General features: G+C 60.4%; 18 protein-coding genes. 12 read left to right on the top strand and 6 right to left on the bottom strand.

Features of this window, described 5'->3' with window-relative positions; all coding sequences use genetic code 11:
• Window positions 1–121: 121 nt before the first annotated feature.
• From ACQ7C1_RS07290 to ACQ7C1_RS07245, 10 genes are all read left to right on the top strand, one after another.
• Window positions 122–271 carry a DUF3563 family protein gene (locus ACQ7C1_RS07290; RefSeq protein ID WP_064706756.1) on the top strand — a complete coding sequence of 50 codons (150 nt, stop codon included), beginning with the start codon at window positions 122–124 and terminating at the stop codon, window positions 269–271.
• 154 nt (window positions 272–425) lie between these two features.
• The gene (locus tag ACQ7C1_RS07285; protein WP_183699653.1) at window positions 426–1,016 is read left to right on the top strand and encodes a DUF2062 domain-containing protein; all 591 of its coding nucleotides are present in this window, start codon (window positions 426–428) and stop codon (window positions 1,014–1,016) included.
• Between the two features lie 37 nt (window positions 1,017–1,053).
• Window positions 1,054–1,458, top strand: a complete 405-nt coding sequence (gene acpS, locus ACQ7C1_RS07280) for a holo-ACP synthase (RefSeq protein ID WP_285192722.1) — start codon at window positions 1,054–1,056, stop codon at window positions 1,456–1,458.
• Between the two features lie 181 nt (window positions 1,459–1,639).
• Entirely contained in the window at window positions 1,640–2,383 is a 744-nt protein-coding gene (gene lepB / locus ACQ7C1_RS07275) for a signal peptidase I (RefSeq protein ID WP_064801523.1), read from the top strand.
• A complete protein-coding gene (rnc, locus tag ACQ7C1_RS07270; protein WP_085777592.1) occupies window positions 2,380–3,099 on the top strand; it encodes a ribonuclease III in 720 nt (239 codons plus the stop codon). The genes lepB and rnc overlap by 4 nt, the downstream gene beginning before the upstream one ends.
• Window positions 3,100–3,106: 7 nt before the next feature.
• Window positions 3,107–4,048: a GTPase Era gene (gene era / locus ACQ7C1_RS07265; RefSeq protein WP_430957805.1), complete on the top strand. Its 942-nt coding sequence runs from the start codon at window positions 3,107–3,109 to the stop codon at window positions 4,046–4,048.
• A gap of 145 nt (window positions 4,049–4,193) precedes the next feature.
• Window positions 4,194–4,946: a Crp/Fnr family transcriptional regulator gene (locus tag ACQ7C1_RS07260; RefSeq protein ID WP_085777594.1), complete on the top strand. Its 753-nt coding sequence runs from the start codon at window positions 4,194–4,196 to the stop codon at window positions 4,944–4,946.
• Between the two features lie 102 nt (window positions 4,947–5,048).
• Window positions 5,049–5,534, top strand: coding sequence for a hypothetical protein (locus tag ACQ7C1_RS07255; RefSeq protein ID WP_183699649.1), 486 nt, complete (start codon window positions 5,049–5,051; stop codon window positions 5,532–5,534).
• A gap of 139 nt (window positions 5,535–5,673) precedes the next feature.
• The gene (gene recO, locus ACQ7C1_RS07250) at window positions 5,674–6,444 is read left to right on the top strand and encodes a DNA repair protein RecO (protein ID WP_097598518.1); all 771 of its coding nucleotides are present in this window, start codon (window positions 5,674–5,676) and stop codon (window positions 6,442–6,444) included.
• A gap of 96 nt (window positions 6,445–6,540) precedes the next feature.
• Window positions 6,541–7,545, top strand: coding sequence for an aldo/keto reductase (locus ACQ7C1_RS07245; RefSeq protein ID WP_183699646.1), 1,005 nt, complete (start codon window positions 6,541–6,543; stop codon window positions 7,543–7,545).
• 102 nt (window positions 7,546–7,647) lie between these two features.
• Here ACQ7C1_RS07245 and ACQ7C1_RS07240 read toward each other — a convergent pair whose 3' ends face one another.
• The 3 genes from ACQ7C1_RS07240 to ACQ7C1_RS07230 form a co-directional block, all read right to left on the bottom strand.
• The gene (locus ACQ7C1_RS07240) at window positions 7,648–8,505 is read right to left on the bottom strand and encodes an MOSC domain-containing protein (protein ID WP_430957804.1); all 858 of its coding nucleotides are present in this window, start codon (window positions 8,503–8,505) and stop codon (window positions 7,648–7,650) included.
• Window positions 8,506–8,529: 24 nt separating this feature from the next.
• Window positions 8,530–9,174: an HD domain-containing protein gene (locus tag ACQ7C1_RS07235; RefSeq protein WP_430957803.1), complete on the bottom strand. Its 645-nt coding sequence runs from the start codon at window positions 9,172–9,174 to the stop codon at window positions 8,530–8,532.
• A gap of 143 nt (window positions 9,175–9,317) precedes the next feature.
• Entirely contained in the window at window positions 9,318–11,222 is a 1,905-nt protein-coding gene (locus ACQ7C1_RS07230; RefSeq protein ID WP_430957802.1) for a putative bifunctional diguanylate cyclase/phosphodiesterase, read from the bottom strand.
• Window positions 11,223–11,646: 424 nt separating this feature from the next.
• Between ACQ7C1_RS07230 and ACQ7C1_RS07225 the strand changes: the two genes are divergently transcribed.
• Window positions 11,647–11,988: a hypothetical protein gene (locus tag ACQ7C1_RS07225; protein ID WP_430957801.1), complete on the top strand. Its 342-nt coding sequence runs from the start codon at window positions 11,647–11,649 to the stop codon at window positions 11,986–11,988.
• Between the two features lie 124 nt (window positions 11,989–12,112).
• On the top strand, window positions 12,113–12,628 hold the full coding sequence (locus tag ACQ7C1_RS07220) for a superoxide dismutase family protein (RefSeq protein WP_430957800.1): 516 nt from the start codon (window positions 12,113–12,115) through the stop codon (window positions 12,626–12,628).
• 28 nt (window positions 12,629–12,656) lie between these two features.
• On the opposite strand, the gene ACQ7C1_RS07215 is transcribed toward ACQ7C1_RS07220, so the two are convergent.
• Genes ACQ7C1_RS07215 through ACQ7C1_RS07205 form a run of 3 tightly spaced genes read right to left on the bottom strand, consistent with a single transcriptional unit; the run spans window position 12,657 to window position 14,696 of the window.
• Complete coding sequence (locus ACQ7C1_RS07215; protein WP_097598512.1) at window positions 12,657–13,538, bottom strand: mechanosensitive ion channel family protein; 882 nt, start codon at window positions 13,536–13,538, stop codon at window positions 12,657–12,659.
• Window positions 13,539–13,596: 58 nt separating this feature from the next.
• Complete coding sequence (locus ACQ7C1_RS07210) at window positions 13,597–14,127, bottom strand: tyrosine phosphatase family protein (RefSeq protein ID WP_430957799.1); 531 nt, start codon at window positions 14,125–14,127, stop codon at window positions 13,597–13,599.
• Window positions 14,124–14,696, bottom strand: a complete 573-nt coding sequence (locus tag ACQ7C1_RS07205) for an HD family hydrolase (RefSeq protein ID WP_085780026.1) — start codon at window positions 14,694–14,696, stop codon at window positions 14,124–14,126. The genes ACQ7C1_RS07210 and ACQ7C1_RS07205 overlap by 4 nt, the downstream gene beginning before the upstream one ends.
• Window positions 14,697–14,704: the final 8 nt, after the last annotated feature.

Genomic DNA, 14,704 nt, shown 5'->3' with positions numbered 1-14,704 from the left:
AGCAATAAGGCAAGGAATGCGTTGAGCGCATAGCTGTGTCCATGTTGCGGCGGTGGTAATTAACCTTTGCCGGGACTATCTTCTGGTCATCGAAAACGTAAACAGAAGATGAGACAAGGTAATGTTTGATCCTATCAGGAAAATCGCTCGCGCCTTTCGCGCGCCGACGACGCAGGAACGTGAAATGGCCTATCTGAACGGCTCGCTGGATCGTATCGATCTCGAGTTTCGTCAGCGTCAGGTCGATCGCGGTCTGTTCCGCAATCGCTGACACCGCCTTTATACTTTGTCGAGTGAGGGACGTTACGTATAATGAGCGCCCCTCGGCATGAAGATGCTCCTTTGCAAGAAAGATAAGGGGGCTGTTTCGGGCGGTACCATTGCCGCTCTTGTCATGGTCCGGTGCACTGCACTAAATAGCGGCCATGTTGTTTCGCCGTCGCAAGCCTGCGGGTTTCAAGGAAAAGATGCGGGAGCTTCTATGGCCCCGAAAAGGTTTCCTTCGCCCGATCCGTTACCTGACAATGCGCATTCTGCGCCTGAGCGCTTCGCCGCATGCGGTTGCGGCCGGTGTTGCCGCCGGCGTCTTTGTCTCGTGGACGCCGTTCATTGGCGTGCATTTCGTCATGGCTTTCGTCATCACCTATTTCCTCTCCGGCAATATGGTGGCCGCGGCTCTCGGCTGCGCGGCCTTCGGCAATCCGCTGACCTATCCTTTCATCTGGGGTATCACCTGGGAAATCGGCCATCTGCTGCTCAGCCGTGAGGATCATCTGGCCGGTCAGGCGGTGGATCTCGCCGCGCTCTTTCACAAGCTCAACTTCACCGAATTGTGGAAGCCCGTGCTGGAGCCGATGTTGATCGGCGCCATCCCACCGGGAATCGTAACCGCCGTTGCGCTCTATGCGCTGACGTTCTACACCGTCAAAGGTTTTCAGGCCCGCCGCCGCACGCGACTGCTGGAGCGGGCACGTCTGCGCCTGGCGGGTACGGCCAGCGACATGCCGAGCGTATGAACCGGTACAGAATTCTTGAGCGACGGAAGGTTCCGGCATGATCATCGGCATTGGCAGCGATCTGATCGACATTCGTCGTGTCGAAAAATCGATCGAGCGCTTCGGCGAGCGCTTCACTCATCGCTGCTTCACCGAGATCGAGCGCGCCCGTTCCGACCGCCGGGCAAACCGCGCCGCATCCTATGCCAAGCGTTTCGCCGCCAAGGAGGCCTGTTCGAAGGCGCTCGGCACCGGCATAGCCCAGGGCGTCTTCTGGAAGGACATGGGCGTCGTCAACCTGCCGAGCGGCAAGCCGACCATGCAACTGACCGGTACCGCCGCCGCGCTCCTGGAAGCGATGCTGCCCGCGGGCCATAGACCCGCCATTCATTTGACAATAACCGATGATTATCCCTTGGCGCAGGCCTTCGTTATCATCGAGGCGTTGCCCGAAAGGCCATGATGGCGACCCCGGGGAGCGTTTCAACGCGACCCCGGGAGCGTTTGGTAGCGACCGCAGAAGCGTTTCAACGCGACCTCTCGTCGCTTTTCATGTTGTCGCCATTGCCGCAACCGGCCGAAGCCGCTAGAGAGAACGGCAGAAGGAATTGCGCCTTTACGGCGTCTTGAAGGAATAAGACTGCGTGTCCGAAAAAGTCGATACCAAGCCGAACGCCCTCTGGGAAAACATCAAGGTCATCATTCAGGCGCTGATTTTGGCGATGGTGATCAGAACCGTGCTGTTCCAGCCCTTTACCATTCCGTCCGGTTCAATGATGCCGACGCTGCTCGTCGGCGATTATATCTTCGTCAATAAGTTCGCTTACGGCTATTCGAAGTATTCGCTGCCCTTCTCGCCTGATCTCTTCAGCGGCCGCATCTTCGGCTCCGATCCGAAGCGCGGCGATATCGTCGTCTTCCGCTTCCCGCCGAATCCCGATGTCGATTATATCAAGCGCTGCATCGGCCTGCCCGGCGACCATATCCAGGTCACCGACGGCGTCCTCTACGTCAACGGCAAGCCGGTTCCGAAGGTGGCGGATGGCAGTTTCACCTCGGACTACAAGCTCGATCCGGGCGAGGACGTACCGGTCTTCCGCGAAACCCTTGATAACGGCAAGACTTACGACACGCTCGACCAGTCGCCGGTCTCGCGCGGCGACAACACCCGTGAGTTCATCGTGCCGGAAGGCCATTATTTCATGATGGGCGACAACCGCGACAACTCGCTCGACAGCCGCTTCGACGTCGGCTTCGTGCCGGCTGAAAATCTTGTCGGTCGCGCCAGCGTCATCTTCTTCTCGCTCGGCAACGACACGTCTTTCCGCGAAATCTGGAAGTGGCCGACCAACATGCGCTGGGACCGCCTTTTCAAGGTCGTTGAATGAGTAAGGCGCAGACGCTTTCTGCGGCGGACCGCGCAAAGCTCGAAAGCCTGATCGGCCATGACTTCGCCGAAAAGGCACGCCTGGACCGGGCACTGACCCATGCCAGCGCCCGTACCGAAAAGGGCGGCAACTACGAACGGCTGGAGTTTCTCGGCGACAGGGTCCTCGGGCTCTGCATCGCCGAGCTTCTGTTCCGCACCTTCGGCACGGCCGGGGAAGGCGAGCTCTCGGTTCGCCTCAACCAGCTCGTCAGCGCCGAAACCTGTGCAGCGGTCGCCGACGAACTCAATCTCCACCTTTATATCCGCACCGGCGCCGATGTGAAGAAATTGACCGGCAAGCGCATGATGAATGTGCGCGCCGATGTCGTCGAGAGCCTGATCGCCGCGATCTATCTCGATGGCGGTCTCGAAGTCGCCCGCCGGTTCATCCTGCGCTATTGGCAGGGCAGGGCGGTCAGGGCCGACGGCGCCAAGCGCGACGCCAAGACCGAGCTGCAGGAATGGTCACACGCGAAATTCGGCGTCACACCGATCTATCGGGTTGATGAACGCAGCGGACCGGATCATGATCCGCGCTTCAAGGTGACGGTAGAAGTTGCTGGCATAAAGCCGGAAACCGGCGTAGAGCGGTCGAAGCGTGCCGCCGAACAGGTTGCGGCGACCAAGATGCTCGAGCGTGAAGGCATTTGGCAGCAATCGTCTGCCGGAAACTGACGGGACAATGACACAAGAAGAAGATATCGCGGCCGAAGCTGCCGTAAAAGCCAATGGGCCGACACATTCGGGTTTCGTTGCGCTGATCGGGCCGACTAATGCCGGCAAGTCGACGCTGGTGAACCGCCTCGTCGGCGCCAAGGTGTCGATCGTCAGTCACAAGGTGCAGACGACGCGCGCGATCGTCCGCGGCATTGCCATTCATGACAATGCCCAGATCGTCTTCATGGATACGCCCGGCATCTTCAAGCCGCGCCGTCGGCTCGACCGGGCCATGGTGACTTCTGCCTGGGGCGGCGCCAAGGATGCCGATCTGATCATGCTGCTGATCGACAGCGAGCGCGGTTTGCGCGGCGACGCCGAAGCCATCCTCGAGGGCCTGAAGGAAGTCCAGCAGCCGAAGATCCTGGTGCTCAACAAGATCGACCGCGTCAACCGCGAGGATCTGCTGGCGCTGGCCGCCGCCGCCAATGAGAAGATTGCTTTCGATCGCACTTTCATGATCTCGGCCGAAACCGGTTCCGGTTGCGACGATGTCATGGACTATCTGGCCACCACCTTGCCGGAGGGGCCGTGGTACTATCCGGAAGACCAGATCTCCGATCTCCCCATGCGTCAGCTCGCCGCGGAGATTACCCGCGAAAAGCTGTTCCTGCGCCTGCACCAGGAGCTTCCCTATTCCTCGCATGTCGAAACGGAAAAGTGGGAAGAGCGTAAGGATGGCTCGGTTCGGATCGAGCAGGTGATCTATGTCGAGCGTGATAGCCAGAAGAAGATCGCCCTCGGCAAAGGTGGCGAAACCATCAAGGCGATCTCGACTGCCTCCCGCAAGGAATTGTCGGAAATATTAGAGCAGCCGGTCCATCTCTTCCTCTTCGTCAAGGTCCGCGAGAACTGGGGCGATGACCCCGAGCGCTTCCGCGAAATGGGCCTCGAATTCCCTAAATAAGGACGGCAACGATTTTATCGAGAAGCCTCCAGCCCCTTGTTTCTTAGGAAAAAATCCGTCTCGTTGCGGAACGAATCCGAGCTTTGCGCATTCCTCGGTCAACGGCGGCCAGACTGGCCGTCGTTTGCGCGACCGCGGGGCAGGCATGGCGACGTCGAGACGCATCCATTCATTCAAGACCCCTTGCGAATTATGTCCATTGCGGCCTCTGCCGCATTTCAGGGAGTTCAGCCGAGACGAGCTGGAATTCGTTTCACGTTTCAAACGCGGCGAGCTTGCCGTCGATGCCGGCTCCACCATTCTTGTCGAAGGCGCCCACAGCGCTCATCTTTTCACCGTGCTGTCCGGTTGGGGCTTCCGCTACAAGATGCTGGAGGACGGGCGCCGCCAGATTCTGAATTACATCATGCCGGGCGACCTGATCGGTCTTCAGGGAACGATCGCCGGCGAAATGCAGCATTCCATCGAAGCGCTGTCTCCCGTTTCCCTTTGCGTCTTCGAGCGCGACCGGCTGATGACGCTCTACAACAAACATCCTTCGCTCGCCTTCGACATCACGTGGATTGCCGCGCGCGAAGAACGAATATTGGATGAGCATCTCCTCTCCATCGGCCGTCGCACTGCATTGGAAAGAGCGGCCTATCTGATCGCTTTCTTGTATGAGCGCGGCAGGAAGCTCGATCTCTTCAACGGCCGCAAATTCATCCCCATCACTCAACAGCACATCGCCGACACTCTCGGTCTTTCCATCGTTCACACTAACAAGACGCTGAGAAAGCTTGGAGAACGCGGTTTGATCCGCTGGCAGGAACGCGGCTGCGAAGTTCAAAACGGTGAGGAGTTAATGGCGATCGCCGGTTGGGAAGGACTTGGAGAGGGCAAGCGTCCCTTCATTTAGCCCGATGGCCTATGTCTTTTTTAAATGCAGTTAAGCTTTTCGGAAAATAAGGTCGGTCGTCATCTTTCCTCCGATTTTGATTCTTATCGACCGGGCAGAAAAATGGTTTATTCAGAACTGGTGGCGCAATTCACCGATAGCGTGCCATGCGGGGCACCGGAGGGCAATGATGTTGGCGAAAGGGCCAGGGCGCTGCGAAAAGCGCCCGACGAGGGGCGCGGAAGCATGAACGCACTCCGTGTTTTGGTTCTCGAGGACAGTCTGATCATCGCGATGGAGGCGGAGGATATCCTGCGCATGGCCGGTGTCGAGAGCATCGATATTGTCGGCAGTCTCGATCAGGCAAGAGCCGCCATCGCTGCGGAGACGTATGATTTCGCTCTTCTCGACGTCAACCTCGGCGAGGGCATGAGTTTCGGATTTGCCCGCCATCTTCTCGATGCCGGCATACCCTTCGGTTTTGTCAGTGGCTATTCCGATATACGTGACTTCCCGTGCGACCTTCAGCACATACCGCTGCTGGTGAAGCCGTTCGACGAAAAGGCGATGCGCGAATTCCTGCAGAGGCTTCTGCCGGCTGCGGCCTAACATAGTCCGTGACGGACGCGGGATCTGCTTGAGAGCGCCTGATGCTATCACTTTGAAACTGCGGGCAATCCTTCGGGAAATCGATTCCGGTTTCCCGATTTATGCGCTACGATAAGGTAATCGGTCGCAGGAACTTCTTATGCAGTGGCAGGACCAGGCAATCATTCTGGGTGTCAAACGCCACGGCGAGACGAGCGTCATCGCCGAGGTTATGACGCGTGGTCGCGGCCGTCACCTCGGCCTGGTGCGTTCCGGCCGTTCGCGCGCCATGCAGCCGGTGCTGCAGCCGGGCAATGCCGTCGAGGTCGTCTGGCGCGCCCGGCTCGACGAACATCTCGGCGAATTCCGCCTCGAGCCTGTGACGCTGCGCGCCGCCCGTCTGATGGAAACGGCGACCGCCGTCTACGGGGTCCAGGCGATGGGCGCTCTGCTGCGGCTGCTGCCGGAGCGAGACCCGCATCCGCATCTCTTCGACGCGCTGGAGGTGATCCTCGATCATCTGCACAACCCGGCCGATGCCGGTGAGCTTTTCGTACGTTTCGAGCTGGCGGTGCTGAACGATCTCGGCTTCGGGCTCGATCTTGCCGAATGCGCGGCGACCGGCGCCCGCTCTGATCTCGTCTATGTCTCGCCGAAGTCCGGCCGCGCCGTGAGCCGTAGCGCCGGGGCGCCGTGGGCCGACAAGATGCTGGTCCTGCCGCCCTTCCTCGGTGTCGAAGGCAATCACGCGGCGGACTTCGACAGCCTTGCTGCCGCGTTCCGTCTGACCGGGTTCTTCCTGCATCGCCATGTTTACGAGCCGCGCGGCATCGAGGCTGCGGCAGCCCGTGACGGTTTCGTGCGGGCCGCGCTCAGGGCGCTTGATCCAGCCTCGCGGACGCTTTCCGATCCGAACGGCGTCCCCGCCTGACCTGATTTTTTACTGCTGCAAAATATCCTCCGGATTTGGCGGTTTACCCGCTGATCGGTGGCTCCTATCTCTTGATTGCCAATCAAGGAGGATTCCATGCTGACCAAGACCGCATCACCGACGACGATCACGCTCTGGAACGGTCGCGAAATCCCGCGCCTCGGCATGGGGTGCTGGGCAATCGGCGGCCCTTTCTTCGCTGGTGACACGCCGCTTGGTTGGGGCGAAGTCGACGACAATGAATCCGTCGAAGCGATCGATCGCGCCATCGCGCTCGGCATCCGCTTCTTCGATACTGCCTCGAACTACGGCGCCGGCCACTCGGAAGAGGTGCTCGGCCGGGCGGTCGGCAATCGTGACGACATCATAGTCGCCACCAAATTCGGCTTCGCGACCGATCCGGAGACGAAGCAGGCAATTGGCGCCTTCGCCGATGAGGCGTTCATTCGCAGCTCGGTCGAGACATCGCTGCGCCGTCTCAAGCGCGATCGACTTGATCTGCTACAGTTTCACATCAATGATTTTCCGCTGGAACAGTCGGATGCTGTCTTCGATACGCTGGAGGCGCTGCGAGCCGAAGGCAAGATCGACGCATTCGGCTGGAGCACCGATTTTCCCGATCGCGCCGCCCGCCATGCCGGCCGCGCCGGCTTTGTCTCGGTCCAGCATACGATGAACGTCTTCGATCCGGTGCCGGAGATGATCGCTGTGATCGAAGGGAAGGGCCTGATTTCCATCAATCGCGGTCCGCTGGCCATGGGGCTGCTCACCGGCAAGTTCACCTCCGACAAGGTAGTGGGCGCCAAGGATGTCCGCGGCGCGGCACTCCCCTGGATGGTCTATTTCAAGGACGGGCGCATGGCTCCGGAATTTGCCGCAAGGCTCGATGCCGTCCGCGATCTCCTGACGTCAGGCGGCCGCACGCTGACACAGGGGGCGCTCGCCTGGCTCCTGGCGAGGTCGCCGCGCACTTTCCCCATTCCGGGCTTCCGCACCATCAGCCAGGTGGAGGAAAATGCCGGCGCACTGGAAAAGGGACCGCTGTCGGCTGACGTCATGGCGGCTATCGACGCCGCACTCGGCATGGGTGAGAGACGGTGAAACTCTCCCCACGCTCCCTCATTCCTGTGCCTGTCACAGCAATGAGGGAGAATGTTGCGATGTATAAGGGACAAAGCGCCCTCAGCCCTTCCGCAATTCAACCTACTCTCGTGCGCGAACCTTCATCGCCCAGCCCTCCGGCCGCGCCTCGATGATCTTCACCTCGTCGCCGATGGCGATCCGTCCGCTGCCGCGAGGCGTGACGTTCCAGCCAAAGAGCGGCCCTGGCACACGCCGGTCGGCAGACATGCGGATGCGACCCATGGCCGGCATCGGGTTCGGCCCCTCGCGTGAACCGGTCAACTGGTCCTGCGTCGTCATGATGCAGCGGGAGCAAGGTTTGACGAGATCGAAACGAACGCCTGATATTTCGATCGCCGCCCAGCGATCCTCCGGCCATGCCCCATCGATGTCTATGACGATGTTCGGACGGAAACGTTCCATTCCGACGCTGCCTTCGCCATGCGCGGCGAGATCGGCATTCAGCGCCTTCAGTGAGCCCGTCGTAGTCACCAGGATCTGGTATCCGTCGGTAAAGGTGACGGGCGAGCCTTCGCCGGCCCATTCGGCGTTCGCCGTCCGCCGTGCCTGCCCGTCGAAGAAGACCAGCCGCACCTCGCGGCCGAGCCATTCGGAAAGCTGCCTGTTGCTGTCGGGATCGGCGACCGCGGCGCTGACGGTCGATTTCCATACGGTCACATCCATGCGGACTTCAGGCCGAGGCGGAGGCACCGCTAGCTCAGACTTTCCCTGCATCAGCAGCCGAAAGGCGCCGGGTTCCGGACGGATCTCGATGCGCGCGAGGTCCGGCAGTTCGCGCTGGGTGATGAAGTGACCGTTCAAATCGGTAATCATCGCCCGCCGGTCGCCGGCAAGCCCCTCGGCGCCAATATCGGCGGCGGGCAGCGCAATGGCGCGAGCGCTCTTGAGCGGGTATATGAAGAGGTCGCTGATGCGCATGCCGTTCTCCCTGGATATAGTTCTCTAGATTTCATCCATGAACGCCGCGAGAAAATCGCGCAGGCTCTTGTCGCGCGCGGCCGCAATCCGGCGGCCGGTCTCGGTCTGGAATCCCTCCGCCAGTTTGAACAGCTTCGTCTGGAAGTGGTCAATGGCATAACGCTTGTCGTCGAAGGGCCGGTTCGTTGCCGCGGGGTCGAGCGGATCGTAGAGCCCTGACCCCATTCGTCCGCCGATATAAAAGCAGCGTGCGACGCCGACCATGCCGATCGCGTCCAGCCGGTCGGCATCCTGCAGGATCTTCGCCTCGAGCGTCTGCGGCGCCACCCCGGCGGAAAAACTGTGAGCGGTGATGGCGTGGGCCGCGGCTTCGATATCCGCTTCGCTCCAGCCGAGTTCGGAAAGGATCACCGAAGCCTTTTCCGCCGCCAAGGCCGATGCTTTTGCCCGCAAGGGTGAGTTCTTCTCGACGGCGACGCAGTCGTGCAGCAGCACGGCGGCGGAAAGGATGCGCCCATCTCCGCCTTCTCCCGCATGGATGCGCATGGCGTTCCTGAAGACGCGCAAGATATGGGCAAGATCGTGTGAGCCGTCGTCGCCTTCGGCGGCGTGTGCGATCAGCGCCGCTGCGAGCGTTTCATGAGGGGAGAAGGCTTCGGCCTCGAACATTGTGCCACCTCTTGTCGGAAGAAAGACGTCGAAGAGCGCCGGCCGAAAGCAAAGGGAGCTTCACAGGAAGACGCCGCTACGAAAAACGGAGATCTCGAAGCCGGTTTGTAGCGGCTCAACGTGCGAGTCGCAATCGAGGGAGGTCAGCGCTCGAGCGTCTGAAAGGCTGTCGCGCCGCTGCTCTTCGGCGGCGGGGAGAGAAGATGGGGCACGTCACGGATCGGGCGCGGCGGACTGATGTGATAGCCCTGGATCTCGTCGCATTCCTCGCTTTCGAGCAGCGTCAGCTGGGCCGCCGTCTCGACGCCTTCGACGGTGACGCGCATGCCGAGCGCATCGCCGAGCAGGATGATCGCGCGCATGATCGCATGCGCTTCCTTGCTGTCGACGATGTCGTTGACGAAGGATTTGTCGATCTTGATCTTGTCGAAGGGAAAGCTGGAGAGATAGCTCAGCGAAGAATATCCGGTGCCGAAATCGTCCATCGAGATGCGGATGTCGCGGTCCTTCAGGGCATGCAGGATCGGCAGCACCTCGCTGAGGTTTTCCATCAGCACGCTCTCGGTGATTTCCAGTTCGAGCCGCGATGGCGACAGCCCGGCGGCGGCAAGCGCTTCGCTGACGTCCTGCGTCAGGTTGCCGCTGCGGAACTGGATCGCCGAAACATTGACTGCGACCTTGATGTTTTCCGGCCATTGGGCCGCATCCCTGCAGGCCTGGCGTAAAACCCAGCGTCCGATATCGACGACGAGGCCGACCTCCTCGGCAAGCGGAATGAAATCCATCGGCGGCACTCGGCCTCGGAACGGATGGTTCCAGCGGATCAACGCTTCGAAACCGCAGATCCGCCGCTCGGCAAGATCGTAAAGCGGCTGGTAATGCAGCTCGAATTCCCCGTTCTCGACGGCGGCTCGAAGATCTGCCTCCAGCGCATGGCGCAACTGCATTTGCGCTTCCATTTCGCCGGTGAAGAAGCGCTCGCGCTTGCGTCCGTCCGCCTTGGCATGCGACAGCGCCACGCCGGCATTTTTCAGCAGGATATCGGTTTCCCCGCCGTTCTCAGGAGCGATTGCAATACCCATGGAGACGCTGAGCGTCACCTGCTTCTCGCCGTTCAGGAATGGCTCGGAAAGCGCGCGGCGGATTTGGTCGGCCAGCGCCGTCACGTTTTTAGGCTGCTGCTTACCCGTCTGCAGGATAGCGAATTCGTCCGAACCGAGGCGCGCCAGCGTGTTTTCCGATCCAGCCGAAGCTCGGATGCGCTCCGCAACCTGCTGCAGGATCTTGTCGCCGACCGATACGCCGATCGTGTTGTTGATCGATTTGAAGCGGTCGAGATTGAGATGGACAAGGGCGATCTGCTCGTGCGGCTTGCGCTCGGCGAGCGTCGCATCGACCTGCTCGCGGAAATACATCCGATTGGGAAGACCCGTCAGGGGATCGTGATGGGCGAGATAGGTGATGCGCTGGGCGGCCTTTCGATCCTCGGTGATATCGGCATGAATGGCGATGCTGCTGCCGTCGGAGAGGATGGTCACCACGCTTTGAATGATGCGGCCATCATGCATCTGCCATTCGCGTCGGCGGATGCTGCTGCTTTCTGCCTTGGCGAGGGAAGGTCGTGCTGTCTGCCGGACGCTTTTGGAGGCGGTGCTTTCGTTGCCGCGCATTTTGCCGATGAGTTCGGCAATCGTCGCGCCCGCGGCGATATCTTCCGGCGTCAGTCCGAAGAGCTGAGGGAAGCGGATATTGTAAAGCGTCAGCCGCTGGCCGGCGTCGAAAACGCTGAGGCCGAGCGGCAGGTTGTTCAGGACGATCTCGAAGAGCTTTTTCTGTCCGTCGAACGCTTGACTGAGCGCCGACAGATTCCCTCTCAGCGTCTGGTTTTCCTTTTGAAGGGTTTCCGCACTTCTCTCGATTGCATCATAGTCGCTTTCATGGCCGCGGTAGGTTGCGATCACCAGCTCCATCAGACGCTGCGCGTCAATTGATCCGTCGGCCATGACAGCCTCTGTGCATTGCCGCCAGAAGAGCGCTTCAGCCTTCATGGGAAAGCATCTTGGCTGACGGCAATAGCAAGAGCCGTCCGCGTCTGATGGACGTGCCTCAAAATACCGGACATGAAAACCTTTCTCAGAGAAACCATTGAAATCAATTTTTATGAGTGACGTACGGGTAATGCCTGATTGACTATTTTGGAGCGGGCGGATTAATATTCGGTTGCAGTGCAGCAGAGGTGCACGTCGTCAGACAGGTTGCTTTCCATATTGGAAATTACTGGAATACCGGGGCGGGCAGCAGCGGAAACCCGGTTCGAGCGCGCTCCATTAATTTCTGTCAACCATTGTTAACGAGTAGTTAACAACTTATTGACGCACTGCGCAAATCAGTTTAACCACCGAGTCAACAGTGATTTCCCACCTCGTATTGCGTACAAACACCACCGGCAAAAGGCGGTGAATGGAGGTTTGTATGACCCGCACCACATTCGTTTCAGACACGTCATATGCGTATCTTGCGACACTTTCACGGCTAGATCTAAACGGCGACGGCGTATTGAGCCGCGGCGAACGTGCCGCCGATGAGAAGCCAGGCATCATCAAGGAACTCCTGGAGGAAGACATGGGCAGCGAGACTCAGCCCAAATTTTCCGGCAGTCTGATTGCGCTGATGATGGATACCCACGACAGCGGCACGACAAGCAGCATCGCCGTGCCCTATCCGCTGCAGCAGAGCGCGTCTGCGACCGGCAGCCAATCCGACGATCTCTACCGCAACACCTACGGCCAGTTCGATTTCGACGCCGTCGCCTGACGATAGCATCGTTCACGTGATCTGAAGCCGGCCCGTTGGTCGGCTTTTCTCATTGGATGCTCCGCAGAGGAACACCTTCCGGGCTGAGACGTTCAGAAGGACATCCGGACGGAAGGAGATCTCCATGAAAGCCATGCGCATCATCGCCGCCCTGAGCCTGCTGGCCCTTGCCTTGCCGGCAAGTGCCCAGGACAAGCAGACGGCGGTCGCCAATTTCGTCGGCGAGGACGGCAAGGAAAATGGTCGGGCCCAATTGACGGCCGCCGCCAATGGCGGCGTTCTAATCGAAGTGGAGATATCGGGGCTGCCGGCGAATAAATGGGTAGCCTTTCATGTCCACGAAACCGGCCGCTGCGACGCGGCAAGCCATTACGAATCGGCAGGCAGTCATTTCAACCCGGGCTCTGCCGAACACGGCATTCTCGCCGCCAAGGGGCCGCATGCCGGCGACATGCCCAACCAGTATGTTGGACAGGATGGCGTGCTCAGAGCTCAGATCTTCGATGGCATGGTCACGCTCGATGGCAAGAAAGATGGCATTCGCGGCCGCGCATTGATGGTGCACGCCAATTCCGACGATTATCGCAGTCAGCCTTCCGGTGGCGCCGGGGAAAGACTTGCTTGCGGCGTGGTCGAATAGGCCGACGATCGCCCCGCGCTGCAATGTTTCACTGCCGTGTTGGCTCTTCCGCCGCCGTGCCGTTAGACCTTTTTCCCAGCGCGGAATTTCCACCGTCCCGCACAGCGGCCGGATCGCCCTTTTCGTCAAAGGCAAGTTTTACCCGCTTCACCATGTCGCGGCTGACCTGCCACCAGTCACCGGTCTTTGCCCAGTAGCGTAGCGTTAGCGATATCGTGCTGTCACCGAGCGCGTCGATGAAAACGCTGGGTGCCGGTGACGGCAGCACCCTTGGGTTGCCTTTGGCAATGCCCATCAAGGTCTCCATTGCCTGATCGAGGTCGTCCTCACGAGAAATGCTGATTTTCAGGTCGTTCTGCCGCGTAGGCTCACGGCTGAAGTTGGTTATCGGCGTGTTCCACAGCGTTGAATTTGGCGCCAGCCGATAGAGCCCGTCGCCGGTTCTGAGTTCTGTCGCAAACAATCCGACCTCGCGCACCGTGCCGGCCACGCTGCTGGTTTCAATATATTCGCCGACCCGAAACGGCCTGAGGATCAGGAGCATGATGCCGGCCGCGATATTCTGCAGTGTCCCTTGCAGCGCCAGCCCAATCGCCAGGCCGGCTGCGCCGAGGGCGGCGATGATCGAGGCGGTCTGGACGCCGAATTGGCCGAGCACGGTGATGAACACCAGAATCAGAAGCGCATAACGCACCACATTGGTGAAGAATCGCGCCAGTGTCTCGTCGATGCCATGGATGCGTGACAGGCCCTCATAGGCCCAGCGGCTGACAAAGCCGGCCAGCGTCCAGCCGATGACGAGCAGGATCAACGCCCCGAGAATGGAGAAGGAATATTGGACTGCAAGTGCGCTTGCCTGGCTGAGTGCCGTGCGGGTGGCGAGAAGGACATCGGCTGCTTGTTGTTCCATGATCTGGCCCTGTGGCTATTGCGGGGTCGAGGCCAAGATGGAGCAGACGCCAGCAGCGTCAACCGCAGGCAGGGTTCCGGATCGCCAGCAGGAAGGGCGCATTGCCGTCCGCATCGGCGCCACGCCCGATCGCCCTTACCGCCGCAACCAGCCGGCCGCCGCGGCTAAGCAAGGTGTCACCGATCTCGATTAGCCGGGTGTTCGGAGTTGCGAAAGGTGAAGCGGCGCGCAGCCGACGGACAAGCTCTTCCTCGTCCTGATCCGGCGCGATCGACAGAGCGGCGATGAGTGCCGCGGCCGGTGATCGCGACACGCCCATCCAGCAATGGATGAGCAGCGGGGTCTCCTGCCGCCACGATGCGGCAAACTCGATGATCGCCTGTACATGCGTTTCGTCAGGCGCCACGAGACCGCCTGTGCCCTTGAAGGTGATGTCGTTCATCGAAAGCGTCAGGTGACGATCGGGCGCGATCACACCCGGCCGATGAAAGGCCTGTTCTTTGGCGATCAGGCTGATCATGTCACGCGCCTTGTGGCGCACCGCCATTTCGGCGATGCGCGAGAGCGGCGACACGACGATGAAGCTCACGATACCATCCCCCGCTCGGCCTCGATCGCCGCAAAGCGCTCGCAGAACAGCCGCTGGGCTTCCAGCGCCGGCAAGGGTTCGATCAGCAACATCTCCTTGCTGATGCCGCGCGGCTGGCCGAAGAATTTCTGCGCTTCGGCGGGCGTGAAGCCGGCAAGTACCGTCGCCTCGAAATAGGCCGCGATCGTGTCGGCCTTCTTGATCCGGTCCTTGAGATCGCGCGATGGGTGAGGCGGCAGGCCGAAGCGCAGGTGCACGGCGGCCTCCAGCCGCATTTCCACCGCCTTATAGCCGCCGCCGACCACGGATTTGAACGGTGAGATCATGTCGCCGATCACATATTCAGGCGCGTCATGGAGCAGCGCCATCAGACATTCCTCCGGCCGCGCATTGTTGAAACGGCGGAAAATATCTTCGACGACGAGGCTGTGCTGCGCCACCGAAAAGGCATGATCGCCCGATGTCTGGCCGTTCCAGCGTGCTACGCGCGCGAGACCATGGGCGATATCGGCGAGTTCGACATCGAGCGGCGAGGGGTCGAGCAGGTCGAGCCTGCGCCCGGACAGCATGCGTTGCC

Origin of the sequence: Rhizobium sp. Nf11,1, assembly GCF_050587665.1 — a bacterium.
GTDB lineage: Bacteria > Pseudomonadota > Alphaproteobacteria > Rhizobiales > Rhizobiaceae > Rhizobium.
This window is presented reverse-complemented; position numbering and strand designations above follow the sequence as displayed.

Bases quoted from the DNA above. Each gene is read 5' to 3' on its own strand.
- ACQ7C1_RS07205 (WP_085780026.1), bottom strand. From the start codon at position 14,696: ATGCTGTCCGGGCGCAGGCTCGACCTGCTCGACCCCTCGCCGCTCGAT.
- ACQ7C1_RS07220 (WP_430957800.1), top strand. From the start codon at position 12,113: ATGAAAGCCATGCGCATCATCGCCGCCCTGAGCCTGCTGGCCCTTGCC.
- ACQ7C1_RS07245 (WP_183699646.1), top strand. From the start codon at position 6,541: ATGCTGACCAAGACCGCATCACCGACGACGATCACGCTCTGGAACGGT.
- ACQ7C1_RS07285 (WP_183699653.1), top strand. From the start codon at position 426: ATGTTGTTTCGCCGTCGCAAGCCTGCGGGTTTCAAGGAAAAGATGCGG.
- recO (WP_097598518.1), top strand. From the start codon at position 5,674: ATGCAGTGGCAGGACCAGGCAATCATTCTGGGTGTCAAACGCCACGGC.
- ACQ7C1_RS07225 (WP_430957801.1), top strand. From the start codon at position 11,647: ATGACCCGCACCACATTCGTTTCAGACACGTCATATGCGTATCTTGCG.
- ACQ7C1_RS07230 (WP_430957802.1), bottom strand. From the start codon at position 11,222: ATGAAGGCTGAAGCGCTCTTCTGGCGGCAATGCACAGAGGCTGTCATG.
- rnc (WP_085777592.1), top strand. From the start codon at position 2,380: ATGAGTAAGGCGCAGACGCTTTCTGCGGCGGACCGCGCAAAGCTCGAA.
- era (WP_430957805.1), top strand. From the start codon at position 3,107: ATGACACAAGAAGAAGATATCGCGGCCGAAGCTGCCGTAAAAGCCAAT.
- ACQ7C1_RS07240 (WP_430957804.1), bottom strand. From the start codon at position 8,505: ATGCGCATCAGCGACCTCTTCATATACCCGCTCAAGAGCGCTCGCGCC.
- ACQ7C1_RS07255 (WP_183699649.1), top strand. From the start codon at position 5,049: ATGGTTTATTCAGAACTGGTGGCGCAATTCACCGATAGCGTGCCATGC.
- ACQ7C1_RS07260 (WP_085777594.1), top strand. From the start codon at position 4,194: ATGGCGACGTCGAGACGCATCCATTCATTCAAGACCCCTTGCGAATTA.
- ACQ7C1_RS07290 (WP_064706756.1), top strand. From the start codon at position 122: ATGTTTGATCCTATCAGGAAAATCGCTCGCGCCTTTCGCGCGCCGACG.
- acpS (WP_285192722.1), top strand. From the start codon at position 1,054: ATGATCATCGGCATTGGCAGCGATCTGATCGACATTCGTCGTGTCGAA.
- ACQ7C1_RS07215 (WP_097598512.1), bottom strand. From the start codon at position 13,538: ATGGAACAACAAGCAGCCGATGTCCTTCTCGCCACCCGCACGGCACTC.
- ACQ7C1_RS07235 (WP_430957803.1), bottom strand. From the start codon at position 9,174: ATGTTCGAGGCCGAAGCCTTCTCCCCTCATGAAACGCTCGCAGCGGCG.